This window comes from Necropsobacter rosorum, from assembly GCF_964241405.1.
Taxonomy (GTDB): domain Bacteria; phylum Pseudomonadota; class Gammaproteobacteria; order Enterobacterales; family Pasteurellaceae; genus Necropsobacter; species Necropsobacter rosorum.
Window position 1 is genome coordinate 147361 of sequence record NZ_CAXSXF010000004.1, and the last position, 17163, is coordinate 164523.

Here is a 17163-nt window from a genome sequence, read left to right on the forward strand (position 1 = left end):
TTCGGATTTTAGTTTAATTCAGTAACGGATTATTCCGCTTTCGCGCGGGTCGGTTCCGAATAAACATGACTGACGGCACTGTGATGCCCCGCCGAACCTTTGCCGTGGAAGTAATAGCGGGAATCCTGCCATTGTACAATCGGATAAGGCGCATGCTCGCTTTCTATGGCTGTCGCCGGCGTCATTGCCGCTTTGGTATGCGCCACGGCGGAAATCGTTCCGAGTTGACGACCATCAAAGTGATAAGTGCGGTCGCTTTCCGGCATCATTTCTACTGAAGCCGGTTCATTTTGCGGCGGTTCGGCCGGCGTCGTCGGCTGCGCCTCGGTTTGCACCACATTCAGGCGCTGTAACGATTCCTGCACTTTTTTCTCTACCGATTCATTGGCAGGCTGGGCAACGAAATTGGCCAACGGTTTCGACTCGTTTTGTGCCGCTTCGACCAATACTTCCGTGGCCGGCAACACCACCGCAACCTCTTCATCCTGCTGATTCTGCTGTTCCAGCAGTTCATCTACGGATAAAAACGAATTGTTTTTCGCCGCATTGACCTCTTTAATATTGATCCAGACTTTACCGCTTGCCAATTCCGGTGAAGCCACCGCGGCAAATAACGGCATCGGCGATTTCGCCTCAGAATTATTGCGGCGACGTTGTTTGCTGACCCGTAAATGGCGCGGCAGGCGACGCTGGCGATTATTATCGCGCCCGTCCCGACGTTTTTCTTTCTCGCCGCCGTCTTCCTCGGCAGTCTCAATAACCGGTGCTTCAACCTGTTCGCTCAATGTTTCCTCAAACGGCGTTTGTTCAGCGGTTATTTGCGCTGCCGGTTCAACCGGTTTTTCCGGTGACGGATTGTCATTGTCGCTGACCCGGACTTTTTTGCGTAAATCGCGACGCTGGCGACGCGGCTGATTCGCTGCCGGTTCGCGTTCCTCGTCGTTTACCGCGTTATTTTCCGCCGACTTAGGCTGAACCTCTTCCGCTGCCGGTGCTTTTTTCGTGCGTTTATTACGGTTCACCCGCACATTATCCGGCGCTTTTTCCGTATTACGTTCGCTGCGCTCAGTGCTTTCATCGTTGGTTTTACCGTCCGCCTTTTCATTACGGTTGCGGCGAGTGTTACGACGCTCCTGAGTGCGACGATTGCCGTTGCGGCCGCTTTTATTATTACGCGTTTCCTGCGGCTTTTGTTCCACCACTTCGGCGGCAAAAAGGCTTTTGATTTTCGCAATAATGCGCTCAAGTAATGACGGAGTTTCCTCCTTGTGTACGGTCGGCATCGGCGCCGGCGTATCGATGGCCAGAGAAACGGCGGCATTTTCCAGAATACTTTCCGTGGTCACCGCCGCCACTTCGGTATTACGGTTGACCAAGGATTCTTCCGCCGTAAAGCTGTCTTCCTCATTTTCGTGCAATTTTGCCAAATTGTAACTTAATTCGTTCACATCTTCGCCATCACGCACGCGGAACACGCTGAATTGCGGGGTCTGCATATTTTCACTCGGCGCCACCACAATATCCACATTATGCCGTTTTTCAATACTGCTAATCGCCCGGCGTTTTTCATTGAGCAGGTAAGAGGCGATTTGCACCGGCACAATGGTATGCACCTGCTTGCTGTTTTCTTTCAGCGCCTCTTCTTCCAGCAAACGCAGAATGGATAAGGACAGGGATTCGTTATCGCGGATTTTCCCTGTACCCTGACAGCGCGGACACACATGATGAGTCGATTCGCCCAGTGACGGACTTAAACGTTGACGGGACATTTCCAGCAAGCCGAAACGGGAAATCCGGCTGATCTGAATACGCGCCCGATCCTGACGTACCGCATCACGCATCCGGTTTTCCACTTCACGCTGGTGGCGAACCGGCGTCATATCAATAAAATCAATGACAATCAAACCGCCCAAATCGCGCAGACGCAACTGACGGGCGATTTCATCCGCCGCTTCCAGATTGGTATTCAACGCGGTTTCTTCAATATCGCCGCCGCGGGTGGAACGGGCGGAGTTAATATCGATTGCGGTTAAGGCTTCCGTCACGTCGATAACGATAGAACCGCCGGACGGCAGGCGCACTTCACGCTGGAAGGCGGATTCGATTTGCGATTCAATCTGATAATGACTGAACAGCGGCACTTCGCCCTGATACAGTTTGACCCGGTTAATAAAGTCCGGGCGCACCAGTTTAATATGCGCTTTGGCTTTTTCGTAAACTTTCGGACTGTCGATTAAAATTTCACCGATATCACGGCGCAGATAATCGCGGATTGCGCGCACGATAACATCGCTTTCCTGATGAATCAGAAACGGCGCGGCGCGGCTTTCGGAAGCCTGTTTAATGGCTTCCCAGTGATGCAGCAATACTTTTAAGTCCCATTGCAGTTCTTCCGGCGACTTACCGACACCGGCGGTACGCACGATAAGCCCGACGCCTTCCGGCACCTCCAGCGAGCTTAACGCATCTTTCAGTTCAAGACGCTCGTCGCCTTCAATGCGGCGGGAAATACCGCCGGCGCGCGGATTATTCGGCATAATCACCAGATAACTTCCCGCCAGCGATACAAAGGTGGTCAATGCCGCCCCTTTATTGCCGCGTTCTTCTTTGTTTACCTGTACGATCACTTCCTGCCCTTCGCGTAAAATATCGCGAATATTCGGACGTCCCTGATACACATAATCGGCCGGGAAATATTCGCGGGCGATTTCTTTCAGCGGAAGGAAACCGTGCCGTTCGGCACCGTAATCGACGAAAGCCGCCTCAAGGCTAGGTTCTACCCGCGTGATGCGACCTTTATAAATGTTGGCTTTTTTCTGTTCGTGACCCGGACTTTCAATATCCAGATCGAATAAACGCTGCCCGTCCACCAGAGCAACGCGCAACTCTTCTTTTTGAGTCGCGTTAATCAGCATTCTTTTCATTAAATTGTCTCTTATATTTTCATAATTCTTGATTAAAAATCACCGCACTTTGCTTCGCAATCGACCTCGTGTCTGTCGCGCCATGTCCGTCTCCCGACCGTCAGTCGCTGGGTGCATTGATTGCGTTACCGGAATCCACCGCAAAGTAATACGCCGATAAAACAAAATCGATTAATCATCATTCTGCAAGCTGTCGCTGTTTTTAATCAGGCTCACTGATTGAATCCGTGATGTCTTATGCCGTATGCCGCATTGCCGGATTCAATGATATCAAAGGCGTTTTTAAGCCGTTTTACTCACTTAAAAAGCCGCCTTATTATCTACCGACAAGGCTATTTTGGCAAGGTAATTCCTTCATTTTATGCTATGATACGCGGCAATTTTATGGCACATTCCGAAAAATCACATGAATCACGACAGCGAAGCAAAAACCATCAATCAAGGGGTCAGATTTCTGACCGTCACCGAGGACGAAGCCGGGCAGCGGGTGGATAATTATCTGACCGCAAAATTAAAAGGCGTACCGAAAAGCCTGATTTACCGCATTCTGCGCAAAGGCGAAGTGCGGGTCAACAAAGGCAGAGTCAAACCGGAATATAAATTACAGCGCGATGACAGCGTGCGCGTGCCGCCGCTGCGGGTTGCGGAAAAAGCACAGGCGCCGGTTTCCAAAAAATTAAATCAGGTTGCCCGATTGGAAAAGCAGATTATTTTTGAAGATGATTGTCTGCTGGTGCTGAATAAACCCTCGGGCCTTGCCGTACACGGCGGCAGCGGACTGAATTTCGGCGTGATCGAAGCCTTGCGCGCATTACGCCCGGAGGCGCGTTTTCTGGAGCTGGTACACCGTCTGGACAGAGATACTTCTGGCATTTTGCTGGTGGCGAAAAAGCGTTCTGCATTGCGCAATCTGCATCAGCAGCTGCGCGAAAAAACCGTGCAGAAAGACTATCTGGCGTTGGTGCGCGGGCAGTGGCAATCCCATTGTAAAACGATTAACGCCCCGCTGCTGAAAAACGAACTGGCCGGCGGCGAGCGTATTGTGCGGGTGGACGAACAGGGCAAACCGTCCGAAACCCGTTTCAGCATTGAAGAACGTTATGCCGGCGCCACGTTAATCAAAGCCTCGCCGGTTACCGGACGGACGCATCAGATCCGGGTACACTCGCAATATGCCGGTCATCCGATTGCGCTGGATAATAAATACGGCGACAAAGATTTCGATCAAAAAATGACCGCACTTGGGTTAAACCGTCTGTTTTTGCATGCCTATGCCATCCGTTTCGAGCATCCCAAATCGGCAGAAACCCTGCGTTTAACCGCCGCGCCGGACGAGTCGCTGAAAGCGCTGCTGACAATATTGCGCGCAACAAAATAGAACGCGCCGAATTCAGCACAAAAAAATCCCGCCCTCTTGGGCGGGATTCGATTATTTTAGTGAACCAATCAGATATTTTGATTCACGAAATTTGCCAACTGATTCTTCGGTAAGGCGCCGACCTGTGTTGCCGCCGCTTTGCCTTCTTTAAACAGGATCAGGGTCGGAATGCTGCGCACGCCGAATTTCGCCGGAGTTTCCTGATTTTCATCAATATTGATTTTCACCACTTTCACTTTTGCGCCGAATTCCGCCGCCAGCTCATCCAGAATCGGTGCCACCATACGGCACGGGCCGCACCACGGCGCCCAGAAATCCAATAATACCGGTACATCGGCTCTCAATACGTCCTGCTCAAATGTCGCATCTGTTGTATGTAATACTTCGCTCATTGTTATTTTCCTTTGTTGTAAACCATGTCTCGCATATGGTGACATTTTTGTTAAATTCAAGTGCGGTGATAATAACATAAAGATCACTTCATCCGCACTAATCGTTTTAATAGTCAAAGACTAAGAAGGCAGCACCGCATTGGCGCAAGGCTGACCGGTTTGTAACGTATAAATATTCGATAAGGTGACATCGGAAATGCTGATTAACGCCTCTTCCGTCAAAAACGCCTGATGGCCGGTCAGCAACACATTATGGCAGGCGGACAGACGACGGAAAATGTCATCCTGAATCACTTCATTGGATTTATCCTCAAAGAACAGTTCGCGTTCGTTTTCATACACATCCATTCCCAGCGATCCGATTTTACGCTGTTTCAGCGCATCGATCGCCGCCTGCGTATCAATCAGCGTGCCGCGGCTGGTATTAATAATCATCACGCCATCGCGCATTTTGGCGAACGCATCACGGTTCAATAAATGATAATTTTCCGGTGTTGCCGGGCAATGCAGAGTGATCACATGCGATTTGGCATACAATTCGTCAAGCTCGACATATTGCGCGCCCAGCGCTTCCGCCTGCGGGTTTTTAAACGGATCATAAGCCAGCAGCTGCATACCGAAGCCGTTCAGAATCCGCATCACCGCCACGCCGATTTTCCCCGTGCCGACAACCCCGGCGGTACGCCCGTGCATATTAAACCCGATTAATCCTTCCAGCGAAAAATTCGCTTCGCGGGTGCGCTGATAGGCGCGGTGAATGTGCCGATTGAGCGTCAGCATCAGCCCTACCGTGTGTTCGGCCACCGCTTCCGGCGAATATGCCGGCACGCGCACCACTTTCAGCCCCAGTTCCTGCGCCGCTTTTAAATCCACATTATTAAATCCCGCACAACGCAACGCCACCATTTTGACCCCGAGTGCGGCCAGTTTTTCCAGCACATTACGGCTGCCGTCGTCATTGACGAAAATGCACACCACATCGCAATGCTCCGCCATCTTCACCGTACTTTCATTCAGCATAAAATCAAAAAACTCAATGTCAAAACCGTATTTAACATTCACCAGTTCCAGATATTTGCGATCGTAACTTTTCGTACTATATACTGCGATTTTCATCTTTACCTCCACCATGCGCAAAAGTCAGCCGGATATTACGCCGTTAACTGTGCAAAAGCCTGTTGCAAATCCGCTTTAATATCCTCAACGTTTTCCAAACCGACGGAAAAACGCAACAGGCGGTTACAAACGCCGCGCGCAATACGTTCCGCTGCAGGAATATCCATATGGGTCTGGGTTGCCGGATAAGTAATGAAACTTTCCGTGCCACCAAGACTTTCCGCAAACGTAATCAATTTCAAGGCTTTCAAAAACGGATTGACCCAGTTTTCATCCTGCAGGCGGAACGACAGCATGCCGCCTTTATTCGGATAAAGCACATCTTTAATCTGCGGCTGGGCGCGTAAGAATTCCACCAGCGCTTTGGCATTTTTTTCATGCCGTTCCATACGCAGCGCCAGCGTTTTCATGCCGCGGATCGTCAGCCAGCTGTCGAACGGCGAAAGCACCGCCCCGGCACCGTTTTGAATATAGAATAAACGCTCGCCCAGTTCCTGCCCTTTCGCCACAATCAGCCCCACCAGCGCATCATTATGTCCGGCGAGATATTTAGTGCCGCTGTGAATCACAATATCCGCCCCGTGTTCAATAGGACGGAACAACACCGGCGTCAGGAACGTATTGTCCACAATCAATAATAAGTTATGTTTTTTCGCCAGCGCCGAAATTTGCGCCACATCGCATTCTTCCATCAGCGGATTGGACGGCGTTTCCACAAAAATCGCCTTGGTATGCGGCGTAATCGCCGCTTCAATCGCCTGTGGCGACGCCGTATCGACATAAACGGGTTTAACGCCGTGATTACGTTTATAGGCAAAATCCAACAACCGGTAAGTGCCGCCATAAACATCGCTGGATACGATCCACTCGTCCGGCGCAGTAAACAGCGACATCAACAACTGAATCGCCGCCATTCCGGAAGCGCAGGCAAAACCGCGATCGCCGCCTTCCAGTTTGGCGATGGTTTCTTCCAATACGGTGCGGGTCGGGTTTTTGGTGCGGGTATAATCATATCCCGTACTTTCGCCGATGCCGCGGTGGCCGTATGCGGTGGACAGAAAAATCGGCGTAGAAACCGCGCCGGTGCGTTCGTCTGTCCGGTTACCGGCCTGCGCTAATAAGGTATCTATCTGATATTGTTGGGTCATAATTCCTCACTAAAACAATTAAAAAATGCACCGCACTTTTGTGTAATAGACGCCGGTTTTAACCGGTGTGCGACGCATTTCGATCCGAAAAAAGAATGTCAACATTCTGGCACAAACTCGATCAGGATTAAAGCAGATTTTCGGCGCCGCCCGGAATTTGGCATGAATTCGCCTTCTCCGTTATCTTTGGCAGGGGTTGCAGTTTTTTTCAGCAGTTAAGTATTTTTTTTCATACCACCCGTTGACAGATTGTCAGAAGTCAGTAAAATGCACGCCACTGACAGCGAATGTGTTGCAGCGAAAGCGGGAATAGCTCAGTTGGTAGAGCACGACCTTGCCAAGGTCGGGGTCGCGAGTTCGAGCCTCGTTTCCCGCTCCAATTTACGCTACGGCGTGTTAGCAAAGCGGTTATGCACTGGATTGCAAATCCATGTAGCTCGGTTCGACTCCGGGACACGCCTCCATCATGCAACCGCAGTCAGAAACAACTCGCCCGAGTGGTGAAATCGGTAGACACAAGGGATTTAAAATCCCTCGGCTTTCGGGCTGTGGCGGTTCAAGTCCGCCCTCGGGCACCATTTCAAACAATTGATAATTCAATAAGATAGTCGCATAATGCGGCTTTTTTTATGCTTGTAATTCGGCTTGTTTTCAAGCGGAAAAAGGCACGACTCAATCCAGATAATTCACAGGCGAACGACAATTCGCCTGTGAAAGCCGCTTTAACCCACATACGAAAACCGTATCCATAACGGCAGGCTGGCGCTGATAAACAGCAGGATGAGTAAACTGTTGTAGTCTAAGCGGCGTTTTCGCATAATACATGCGCCCAGTATGGCGGCGATCAGTAAATGCAGGCAGAAGTAAAGAATTAAAGCCAATTCGTTGGCGAAAATCACCGCACTTGAATAGGCGTACGCCAGTAAAATCAATACCGTCAGCGCATTAAGCAGTAACAAGATCAACATGCCGAAAGGCAGTACGGTAAGCAAGCCCTGTAGGCGGTTTTTTGATATCACTAACATGATATTCGCCAAAATAACGCCGGTTAATCCTTGCGCCAGCGGATTGTATTGCATCATATCCCGCAGCGGCAGTTCGCTAAACATCAGCCAATAAGTGAGTATGCCTAACCCCGCCAGCAATGCGCCGAGTACTAACACCGAGCGGCGCATTTGCACATCCTGCGGTTGCTGCCAAATAGCCAGCGTCACGGCGATGCCGCACAGGCTCACAATATCCGTCAGCACATAGTGATAATTGGAAAACAGGCTTAATACGAGCCAAGCCGCCCAATAAAGCAGCAAATACAGGTTGACCTTAATCAGGCGGGCGCGCTGGCCGTTACAGATTTCGCCTTTGGCAAACACCAGCAGACACAGCAACTGCGCCATCAGCAGCGCCGGGCTTAAATGCGAAACGGCTTTCGCCTGCGGTTGTAAATACAGCGCAAACATATCCGCGCCGAATAACAGCAGCGGCGGAATTAACGATAAAACGGCGGTCAAGGGTTTTGATTGTGGTTCGGACATAAACATTTCCTGTACGGTACGATTCAGGCGCACATTATGCAGAAATTTAAAAGTGCGGTCAAAAATACCCCCGTTTCAGGCGTTCGCTTGTGGCATTTTTTATCATTCCTCTCTAAAATACGCAGAAAACGGACCGCACTTTTCATCAGGAGCATTATGCTGCTCAGTATTTTATATATTATCGGTATCACCGCCGAAGCGATTACCGGTGCGCTGGCCGCCGGACGGGAAAAAATGGATATTTTCGGCGTAATTATCATCGCCTCGATGACCGCAATCGGCGGCGGCTCGGTGCGTGATGTGCTGCTCGGACATTATCCGCTGGGCTGGGTTAAACATCCGCATTATTTTTTAATCGTGGCCGGCGCTGCGGTATTAACTGTCGTTATCGCCCCGCTGATTAAACATTTTATCCGCTATTTCCGTACCGTCTTTCTGGTGTTGGATGCGCTGGGTTTGATCGTATTTTCCATTATCGGCGCGCAAATCGCGCTGGATATGGGCCACGGCGCGACCATTGCCATTATCGCCGCCATTATCACCGGTGCATTCGGCGGGGTGCTGCGCGATCTGTTGTGCAACCGCATTCCGTTAGTCTTTCAGAAAGAACTTTACGCCAGCGTCGCATTGCTGGCCGCCAGTATTTACATCGGTTTACAGCAACTGAATATCAACCACAATCTGGTAATTATCGTCACGCTGGCCAGCGGTTTTATCATGCGCTTGCTGGCGATTTATTTCGAATGGGGTCTGCCGGTTTTCGATTATCAGGAAAATCCGATCGCTGCCAAAGAAAACGATGACAAATTACCGAAAAAAACCAAATAGGATCACAGATGACAGCATTAATTCAAATGGGCAAACAGGCTAAACAGGCGGCTTTCGTTTTAGCGCAATTATCGCAACAAGAAAAAAACAACGCCTTAAACCTGATTGCCGAAAAACTGGAAGCGCAGGCCGACGACATTCTCGCCGCCAATGCGCAGGATGTTGCGGCGGCCAAACAAAACGGGTTATCCGAGGCGCTGCTTGATCGTTTATTGTTAACCGAGCAACGTCTGAAAGCGATTGCCGGCGATGTCCGTCATGTGGTTTCGCTGGCGGATCCGGTCGGTAAAATTATCGACGGCGGTACGTTGGACAGCGGATTAAAAATCGAACGGGTGCGCGTGCCGTTAGGCGTAGTCGGTACCATTTACGAAGCGCGGCCGAACGTCACCATTGATACCGCCAGCCTGTGTTTAAAAACCGGCAATGCGGTTATTCTGCGCGGCGGCAAAGAAACCCGGCACAGTAATACCATTCTGGTTGAGGTGATACAACAGGCCTTACAGCAGGCGGGGCTGCCGAAATATGCGGTACAGGCGATCACCGATCCGGATCGCGAACTGGTCATGCAATTGCTCAAGCTGGATGCCTATGTGGATATGATTATTCCGCGCGGCGGCGCCAAACTGCACGCCTTTTGTAAACAGCACGCCACCATTCCGGTGATTATCGGCGGGGTCGGGGTGTGCCATATTTTCGTGGAACAAAGCGCCGATCTGCCGCGCGCTTTAGCCGTGATCGATAATGCCAAAACCCAGCGCCCGAGTACCTGTAACAGCGTGGAAACACTGCTGGTGCAACGCAGTATCGCGGCCGATTTTCTGCCCCGGCTTGCGGCTTATTTCAACGATAAGCAGGTAAAATTTCACGCCGATCCGACCGCACTTGCGATCTTACGACAGGCCGGTGCGACGGTTTCCCCGGTGCAGGAATCCGAGTTGCGTCAGGAATGGGGCTCGCCGGATTTAAACGTCGTGATTGTGCAGGATATCGAACAGGCTATCGCCCATATCGCCGAATACGGCACTCAGCATTCGGAAGCGATTCTGACCGCCTCACAGCAACTGGCGCGGCAATTTGTCAGTCAGGTGGATGCCGCTGCGGTGTATGTTAATGCCAGCACCCGGTTTACCGACGGCGGGCAATTCGGTCTGGGGGCGGAAGTGGCGGTCAGCACACAGAAATTACACGCCCGTGGCCCGATGGGATTAGAGGCGCTGACCGCTTATAAATGGGTCGGCAGCGGCGACTATCTGATACGCGCCTAATTGAAAATTATTCGATTAGCATGGTTAAAAAAGAAAATATTAAAACGTCATTTAACAGAATGGCGTTTTTCTTTTATTTTATAAAATAATATTTGACAATCTTTGTTTAAATCGTTATCTGTATTGTGGAACACAACATTACGTCTAATTAACCATTAAAGGAATTTACTTATGTCCCATCTTTCAGTCGCTAAATTCGGCGGCACCAGTGTCGCGAATTATTCCGCCATGCGTGCCTGCGCCGAAATTGTCATCGCCGATCCCGCCACCCGCGTCGTCGTACTTTCCGCCTCAGCCGGCGTAACCAATTTATTAGTCGCGCTGGCCAACGGTTGCGATACGCCGGAGCAGGCAAGATGCGTGGCGGAAGTCCGCCGCATTCAGGAAAATATCTTAAACGAATTACAGGATGCCTCCCAAGTGCGGCCTAAAATAGACGCAATTTTGAGCAATATCGAAAGCCTAGCCGAAGCCGCCAGTCTGGCAACCTCTCCGGCGCTCACGGACGAATTGATCTGTCAGGGCGAAATGATGTCCACCTTAATTTTCGTGCAGCTGCTGAAAGAGTTGAATACCAACGCCACTTGGGTGGATGTGCGCACGGTAGTCGCCACCAACAGCCATTTCGGCAAAGCCGCACCGAATGACGAACAAACCCGCAAAAACAGCGATAATATTTTAAAACCGTTGCTCGATCGCGGCGAGCTTGTGATCACGCAGGGATTTATCGGGCGCGATCCGCAAGGCAAAACCACCACGCTGGGACGTGGCGGCAGCGATTATTCCGCGGCGTTACTGGCGGAGGTTTTACATGCTAAGGATGTATTGATCTGGACGGATGTCGCCGGTATTTATACCACCGATCCGCGCATTGTGCCGGCCGCACGTCGTATCGATACCATGAGTTTTGCCGAAGCGGCGGAAATGGCGACCTTCGGCGCTAAAGTGCTGCACCCGGCCACGCTGCTGCCGGCGGTACGCAGCAATATTCCGGTGTATGTCGGTTCCAGCAAAGCGCCGCAGGACGGCGGCAGCTGGGTCACCCGCGATCCGCAGCCGCGCCCGTCATTCCGCGCCATTGCCCTGCGCCGCGATCAAACGCTTCTCACGCTGTCCAGCCTCAGCATGCTGCACGCGCAGGGATTTCTGGCCAATGTGTTCAGCATTCTGGCGAAACACAAAATTTCGGTGGATACCATCACCACCTCCGAAGTCAGCGTGGCACTGACGCTGGATAAAACCGGTTCCGCCTCTTCCGGCGCCAATATGCTGTCCGGCGAACTGCTGGCCGAATTAAGCGAAGTGTCCAGTGTGAAAGTGGATACCGGTCTGTCGCTGGTGGCGCTGGTCGGCAATGATCTGCATATTACCGCCGGGCTGGCGAAACGCATTTTCGGCACGCTGGAAACCTACAATCTCCGTATGATCAGCTACGGGGCAAGCAGCAACAATGTGTGTATGCTGGTTCAGAGCGAACAGGCCGACGATGTGGTGCGCGCACTGCATAAAAATCTGTTTGAAGAATAATCCCGAAAGAGCGGTAAAAACGACCGCTCTTTTTTATCAGCGGGAAAATGCGAAGAAAATAACGATTTGGATTGAGATTAACCGGATAAAATAGTAAAGTAATCAGCTGGTTATTCATGAATAAAAACTCAGCTTAAAAGGCGGAAGATATGGGAAAAAGTGTTGTTATCCTCGGCGCTCAGTGGGGCGATGAAGGTAAAGGAAAAATTGTCGATCTACTTACCGATCGCGTCAGCTATGTGGTGCGTTATCAGGGCGGTCATAATGCAGGGCATACGCTGATCATCAACGGTGAAAAAACCGTGCTGCGTTTGATTCCGTCCGGTATTCTGCGCCCGAACGTCACCTGCCTTATCGGTAACGGCGTGGTGCTTTCGCCGTCGGCATTGTTGCAGGAAATGGGCGAATTGGAAAGCCGCGGCATTAAGGTGCGCGAACGTTTATTGATTTCCGAAGCCTGCCCGTTAATCCTGCCTTATCACGTCGCCATGGATCATGCCCGTGAAGCGGCGCTGGGCAAGAAAGCTATCGGCACCACCGGTCGCGGGATCGGCCCGGCCTATGAAGATAAAGTGGCGCGCCGCGGTTTGCGGGTCGGCGATCTGTTTGATCGCGCCGCCTTTGCCGAAAAATTAAAAACCATTTTAGATTATTATAATTTCCAACTGGTCAACTATTACAACGTCGAACCGGTCGATTATCAAAAAACGCTGGATGACGTATTCGCCATCGCCGATATTATCACCGGCATGGTGGCTGATGTGACCACCATTTTGGATACCGCGCGTAAAAACGGCGACAATATTCTGTTTGAAGGCGCGCAAGGCACTATGTTGGATATCGATCAGGGCACTTATCCGTATGTGACCAGCTCCAACACCACTGCCGGCGGCGTATCGACCGGTTCCGGCTTCGGCCCACGCTATATCGGCTATGTATTGGGCATCGTAAAAGCCTACTGCACCCGCGTCGGCGGCGGCCCTTTCGCCACCGAATTATTCGACCAAGTCGGTGCGGAAATCGCGCGCAAGGGCAACGAATTCGGCGCCGTTACCGGACGTCCGCGTCGCTGCGGCTGGTTTGACGCGGTGGCGATTCGCCGTGCGATTCAGGTGAATTCCATTTCCGGATTCTGCATGACTAAACTGGATGTGCTGGACGGCTTTGACGAAGTCAAAATCTGCGTCGGCTATAAGCTGCCGAACGGGGATATTGTGGAATATGCGCCGCTGGCGGCAAAAGACTGGGAAGGCGTGGAGCCGGTGTATGAAACCCTGCCGGGCTGGAAAGAAAATACTTTCGGCATCACCGATGTCAACCAGCTTCCGCAAAACACCCGTAACTATATCAAACGGATCGAAGAAGTCACCGGCGTGCCGGTGGATATTCTTTCCACCGGCCCGGATCGGGTACAAACCATGATTTTACGCGATCCTTTTGCGGCTTAACCGGCATTGGAACAAATAAGGGCGATAATAGTCGCCCTTTATTCTGCTCGCAATCGCAGTCATAAAAAAACCGGCGGACGCCGGTTTTTGTCTGTTTTCATATCGTTATTTCACACGGGAAACATATTCGCCGGAGCGGGTATCCACTTTGATCACCTCGCCGATCTGTACGAATAAAGGCACTTTAACTACCGCACCGGTGCTTAATGTAGCCGGTTTGCCGCCGGTACCTGCGGTATCGCCTTTCAGGCCCGGATCCGTTTCAATCACTTCCAGTTCGACGAAATTCGGCGGAGTAATGGAAATCGGTGCGCCGTTCCATAAAGTGACAATGCAGTCCGCCTGATCCAATAACCATTTATCCGCATCACCGACCGCTTTTTTATCGGCGGAATATTGTTCGAACGTTTCCGGGTGCATAAAATACCAGAATGCGTCGTCTTTATAGGAATAGGTTAAGTTTAAATCCATCACGTCCGCCGCCTCCACGGAAGTCCCGGATTTAAAGTTGACGTCCAGCACCTTGCCTGAAATCAATTTACGGATACGGGTGCGGGTAAACGCCTGACCTTTGCCCGGTTTAACGAACTCATTTTCCACGATAACGCAAGGTTCGCCGTCCTGCATAAATTTTAGACCTGGTTTGAAATCACTGGTAGTATATGTAGCCATATTATCCTCAAGTAAAAGAGATTGTTTTTTTAAAGTGCGTATTTTAACCCAAAATCACCCGATTAGAGAAGAACAAAATTGGACGGATTATCTTGCCGGCGCCATTTCCGATCCGCACGCCTTATTAACCGCACTATCGTTACCGAGCGACACATTCGGGCCGGATATCGCCGCCCGCCGCCTGTTTCCGCTGCGCGTCCCGCTGCCTTTTGTGGCCAAAATGGAAAAGGGCAACCCGCAGGATCCGCTGTTTCTGCAGGCCATGTCATCACGGCAGGAATTTCTAAGTGCGGCAGGATTTTGCAAAGATCCGCTACAGGAACAGCAAACCGCCGCGCCGAATATTCTGCACAAATACCACAACCGTTTGCTGTTCATGGTTAAAAACAGCTGTGCGATTAACTGCCGCTATTGTTTCCGCCGCCATTTTCCTTATGCGCAAAACAAAGGCGATAAGTCAAGCTGGCTGAAAGCCATCGCTTATATTGCGGCGCATACCGAAATCGAAGAAGTGATTTTTTCCGGCGGTGATCCGCTGATGGCCAAAGATCACGAGCTGGAATGGCTGCTAAAACAGCTGGAAAATCTACCGCACTTACAGCGCTTGCGCATTCACACCCGCCTGCCGGTGGTGATTCCGCAACGAATTACCGAGCATTTTTGCCGCATACTGGCGCAAAGCCGTCTGCAAACGCTGCTGGTGACCCATATCAATCACCCGAACGAAATCGATCACCTTCTGGCGGAAGGCATGTTGCAGCTGAAACGGGCGGGTGTGACTCTGCTTAACCAATCGGTATTACTGAAAAACGTGAATGATAGCGCGCAGGTACTGAAACATCTGGGCGACAAACTGTTTGCCATCGGCATCCTGCCCTATTATCTGCATTTACTGGATAAAGTGGAAGGCGCCAGCCATTTTTATATTGAGGATCAGCAGGCAACAAAAATTTACACTGAATTACAAAGCCTCACATCCGGTTATCTGGTGCCGAAACTGGCGCGCGAAATTGCCGGCGAGCCGAATAAAACTTTGTATTCGGCATAGGAAAATCGTGAAAGATCCTTTAAAATAAACGCAATTTCGACCGCACTTTGTATAAGTGCCTCTCTTTTTACTGTTAGCATTAAGGTATAACCGTGACAACTGAACAAAACAAACCTGACACAGAGGTGAAAACCAATCCGGCACAAAACGAATTGGATCTCGAATTTAATCAAATTGAGCCGATTACGCCGAAAAAGCCGATGACCTCTGAACCCTCATTGTTAAACAAAGCGAAAGGTATCATGCAGTCTTTTACTCGGAAAGAAGCCCTGGCGGCGCAATTCAGCGCGCGTCAAGAACCGACAATCGGCACGACAAACACAAACGCCCAAAGCGGCTTGCCAAACGATGAGCAGACTGTGCCGCCCGCGGCGACACCGGCCGGCGACAACACGGTAACAAACGACAACAGCACGCCGGATGCCGCATCCCAGAATGCGCAATCCGCAGCCCCGGCGCCGGCAAGAAATCTGAAAAATCCGGAGAACTGGGCGATTTTACAGGCATTACCGCCGAAATACCGCCGGATTTTCATCGCCTTACTGGTCGCCGTTATTATTTTACTGATTGTATCCTGGTTAAAACCAAGCTCGGAAACCGTTCATTCCTTCGAACAATCGGCGACCAATATTCCGACCCAGTTCCAGTCTCTGGATCAAAGCCAGCCGTTAGAAAATACGCTGCTGGACAATATGAATAACGGGCAAAACGAACAGGTGGCCGATGTGCCGGCAATGAACGCCACCGATGCCAATGCACAGCGCGAAGAACAGGCCGCCGTAAACCCGGCGGAGCATAACGCGCCGCAAGCGACCGATACTCAGCCGGCGGCAACACAACCAACAGCCGTTCAGCCTGCACCGAATCCAGCGGCGACAGAAACTCACGCCGGCACCGAACCGATGGTTGCGCCAAAACCGGTTTCACCACAGCCGACCCGCAGCAGTGCGGTTCACGCCGAAGCCAGTAAACCGGTTCGTCATGAACCGACAACCGCCACCAAACCGGTTAAGCCGGTTCAGGCCGCCAAAGCCGGTGAAAGCAAAACCACGGCGACGGCCGGCAAACCTGAACGCAAAGGCGCGCCGGTGGTCGAAGCAAAAGCCGCCGGAGCCTCCGCCGCCAAACAAACGGCCGGTGCCACAACGGGTAAAACTTTAACCGTGCCACAGGGTGTCACCTTAATGCAGGTATTCCGCGACAACAACCTGAATATCGCCGATGTCAATGCGATGACCAAGGCAAACGGCGCCGGTAACGTATTAAGCAGCTTTAAACCGGGCGATAAAGTTCAGGTTTCGTTAAACGGTCAAGGCCGCGTCAGCGAACTGCGCCTGTCTAACGGCAGCCGTTTCGTACGCCAGTCAGACGGTAGCTATCAATATAAAAAATAATTTTAAGGTGGGAGTGTTCCCACCTTTTCATTGCATTTAAACGCTGTTTTTCAGCACACCATAAAAGGGGATGTCATGTTAAAAACGGGATTTTTATTGACTTTCATATTCGGGCTTGCGGCCTGCAGCCAGCCACTGATACCGCCTGCGCCATCCCAAAGCGCGCCGAAAGCGCCTGCAACGGTCGTGGAAAAAACCACACAGCCGGGCGGCAAAGCGACGCGTTATTTGTGCAAAGACAACAAAGTGGTGCGCATTATTCGCACACCGGGCAATAAGAAAAGAAAACTCACCTCAATTACGCTCACCTTTGAACAAAGCACCCAAAAGCTCACTCAGGCCATTTCCGAGAGCGGTCGCAAATTCACCAATATTCATTGGCATTGGACCGAACGCAGCGAATACAGCACCTTAACCAGTGCGGTGGGAGAGGTACTGGCCGAGCAGTGCGTAGAACAGCAATAAGCATCAAAAAGGACGCCGCGGCG

14 protein-coding genes and 3 tRNA genes are annotated in these 17163 nt (G+C 51.2%); 11 read left to right on the forward strand and 6 right to left on the reverse strand.

All coding sequences use genetic code 11. The features are described from left to right. Nucleotides 1-29: 29 nt before the first annotated feature. Nucleotides 30-2924: a ribonuclease E gene (gene rne, locus ACESOH_RS08965; protein ID WP_373100845.1), complete on the reverse strand. Its 2895-nt coding sequence runs from the start codon at nt 2922-2924 to the stop codon at nt 30-32. Nucleotides 2925-3330: 406 nt separating this feature from the next. Here rne and rluC point away from each other — a divergent pair, with 406 nt between their 5' ends. Further along, complete coding sequence (rluC, locus tag ACESOH_RS08970) at nt 3331-4302, forward strand: 23S rRNA pseudouridine(955/2504/2580) synthase RluC (RefSeq protein ID WP_373100846.1); 972 nt, start codon at nt 3331-3333, stop codon at nt 4300-4302. Nucleotides 4303-4370: 68 nt separating this feature from the next. Here rluC and trxA read toward each other — a convergent pair whose 3' ends face one another. From trxA to ACESOH_RS08985, 3 genes are all read right to left on the reverse strand, one after another. Beyond that, complete coding sequence (gene trxA / locus ACESOH_RS08975) at nt 4371-4694, reverse strand: thioredoxin TrxA (RefSeq protein ID WP_032093615.1); 324 nt, start codon at nt 4692-4694, stop codon at nt 4371-4373. 120 nt (nt 4695-4814) lie between these two features. Then, a complete protein-coding gene (locus ACESOH_RS08980) occupies nt 4815-5810 on the reverse strand; it encodes a 2-hydroxyacid dehydrogenase (protein ID WP_373100847.1) in 996 nt (331 codons plus the stop codon). 35 nt (nt 5811-5845) lie between these two features. Then, nucleotides 5846-6958 carry a methionine biosynthesis PLP-dependent protein gene (locus tag ACESOH_RS08985; protein WP_373100849.1) on the reverse strand — a complete coding sequence of 371 codons (1113 nt, stop codon included), beginning with the start codon at nt 6956-6958 and terminating at the stop codon, nt 5846-5848. A gap of 303 nt (nt 6959-7261) precedes the next feature. Here ACESOH_RS08985 and ACESOH_RS08990 point away from each other — a divergent pair. The 3 genes from ACESOH_RS08990 (at nt 7262) to ACESOH_RS09000 (ending at nt 7536) form a co-directional block, all read left to right on the forward strand. Continuing rightward, nucleotides 7262-7337: transfer RNA gene (locus ACESOH_RS08990), tRNA-Gly, on the forward strand. Between the two features lie 11 nt (nt 7338-7348). After that, nucleotides 7349-7422, forward strand: a tRNA-Cys gene (locus tag ACESOH_RS08995). A 27-nt stretch (nt 7423-7449) separates the two neighbouring features. Next, nucleotides 7450-7536, forward strand: a tRNA-Leu gene (locus ACESOH_RS09000). 144 nt (nt 7537-7680) lie between these two features. On the opposite strand, the gene ACESOH_RS09005 is transcribed toward ACESOH_RS09000, so the two are convergent. Beyond that, nucleotides 7681-8490 (reverse strand): HI_1241 family integral membrane domain, encoded by an 810-nt coding sequence (locus ACESOH_RS09005; protein WP_373100850.1) that lies wholly within the window; start codon nt 8488-8490, stop codon nt 7681-7683. Between the two features lie 156 nt (nt 8491-8646). Here ACESOH_RS09005 and ACESOH_RS09010 point away from each other — a divergent pair, with 156 nt between their 5' ends. The 4 genes from ACESOH_RS09010 to purA all read left to right on the forward strand — a co-directional run bounded on the left by ACESOH_RS09010 (nt 8647) and on the right by purA (nt 13561). Further along, on the forward strand, nt 8647-9318 hold the full coding sequence (locus ACESOH_RS09010) for a trimeric intracellular cation channel family protein (protein WP_373100852.1): 672 nt from the start codon (nt 8647-8649) through the stop codon (nt 9316-9318). Between the two features lie 8 nt (nt 9319-9326). Next, nucleotides 9327-10586, forward strand: coding sequence for a glutamate-5-semialdehyde dehydrogenase (proA, locus tag ACESOH_RS09015; RefSeq protein WP_373100854.1), 1260 nt, complete (start codon nt 9327-9329; stop codon nt 10584-10586). 171 nt (nt 10587-10757) lie between these two features. After that, the gene (gene lysC, locus ACESOH_RS09020; protein WP_373100855.1) at nt 10758-12113 is read left to right on the forward strand and encodes a lysine-sensitive aspartokinase 3; all 1356 of its coding nucleotides are present in this window, start codon (nt 10758-10760) and stop codon (nt 12111-12113) included. Nucleotides 12114-12262: 149 nt separating this feature from the next. Then, entirely contained in the window at nt 12263-13561 is a 1299-nt protein-coding gene (purA, locus tag ACESOH_RS09025) for an adenylosuccinate synthase (RefSeq protein WP_032093608.1), read from the forward strand. A gap of 105 nt (nt 13562-13666) precedes the next feature. Here purA and efp read toward each other — a convergent pair whose 3' ends face one another. Next, a complete protein-coding gene (efp, locus tag ACESOH_RS09030) occupies nt 13667-14233 on the reverse strand; it encodes an elongation factor P (RefSeq protein ID WP_032093607.1) in 567 nt (188 codons plus the stop codon). A gap of 34 nt (nt 14234-14267) precedes the next feature. Here efp and epmB point away from each other — a divergent pair, with 34 nt between their 5' ends. From epmB to ACESOH_RS09045, 3 genes are all read left to right on the forward strand, one after another. Then, nucleotides 14268-15281, forward strand: coding sequence for an EF-P beta-lysylation protein EpmB (gene epmB / locus ACESOH_RS09035; protein ID WP_373100858.1), 1014 nt, complete (start codon nt 14268-14270; stop codon nt 15279-15281). Nucleotides 15282-15373: 92 nt separating this feature from the next. Continuing rightward, nucleotides 15374-16675, forward strand: coding sequence for an opacity-associated protein OapA (gene oapA / locus ACESOH_RS09040; protein WP_373100859.1), 1302 nt, complete (start codon nt 15374-15376; stop codon nt 16673-16675). A gap of 75 nt (nt 16676-16750) precedes the next feature. Continuing rightward, nucleotides 16751-17140 carry a hypothetical protein gene (locus ACESOH_RS09045; protein WP_373100861.1) on the forward strand — a complete coding sequence of 130 codons (390 nt, stop codon included), beginning with the start codon at nt 16751-16753 and terminating at the stop codon, nt 17138-17140. Nucleotides 17141-17163: the final 23 nt, after the last annotated feature.

Excerpts from the sequence above, each read along its gene's own strand:
- rne (WP_373100845.1), bottom strand. The coding sequence starts at position 2,924 with ATGAAAAGAATGCTGATTAACGCGACTCAAAAAGAAGAGTTGCGCGTT.
- rluC (WP_373100846.1), top strand. The coding sequence starts at position 3,331 with ATGAATCACGACAGCGAAGCAAAAACCATCAATCAAGGGGTCAGATTT.
- trxA (WP_032093615.1), bottom strand. The coding sequence starts at position 4,694 with ATGAGCGAAGTATTACATACAACAGATGCGACATTTGAGCAGGACGTA.
- ACESOH_RS08980 (WP_373100847.1), bottom strand. The coding sequence starts at position 5,810 with ATGAAAATCGCAGTATATAGTACGAAAAGTTACGATCGCAAATATCTG.
- ACESOH_RS08985 (WP_373100849.1), bottom strand. The coding sequence starts at position 6,958 with ATGACCCAACAATATCAGATAGATACCTTATTAGCGCAGGCCGGTAAC.
- ACESOH_RS09005 (WP_373100850.1), bottom strand. The coding sequence starts at position 8,490 with ATGTCCGAACCACAATCAAAACCCTTGACCGCCGTTTTATCGTTAATT.
- ACESOH_RS09010 (WP_373100852.1), top strand. The coding sequence starts at position 8,647 with ATGCTGCTCAGTATTTTATATATTATCGGTATCACCGCCGAAGCGATT.
- proA (WP_373100854.1), top strand. The coding sequence starts at position 9,327 with ATGACAGCATTAATTCAAATGGGCAAACAGGCTAAACAGGCGGCTTTC.
- lysC (WP_373100855.1), top strand. The coding sequence starts at position 10,758 with ATGTCCCATCTTTCAGTCGCTAAATTCGGCGGCACCAGTGTCGCGAAT.
- purA (WP_032093608.1), top strand. The coding sequence starts at position 12,263 with ATGGGAAAAAGTGTTGTTATCCTCGGCGCTCAGTGGGGCGATGAAGGT.
- efp (WP_032093607.1), bottom strand. The coding sequence starts at position 14,233 with ATGGCTACATATACTACCAGTGATTTCAAACCAGGTCTAAAATTTATG.
- ACESOH_RS09045 (WP_373100861.1), top strand. The coding sequence starts at position 16,751 with ATGTTAAAAACGGGATTTTTATTGACTTTCATATTCGGGCTTGCGGCC.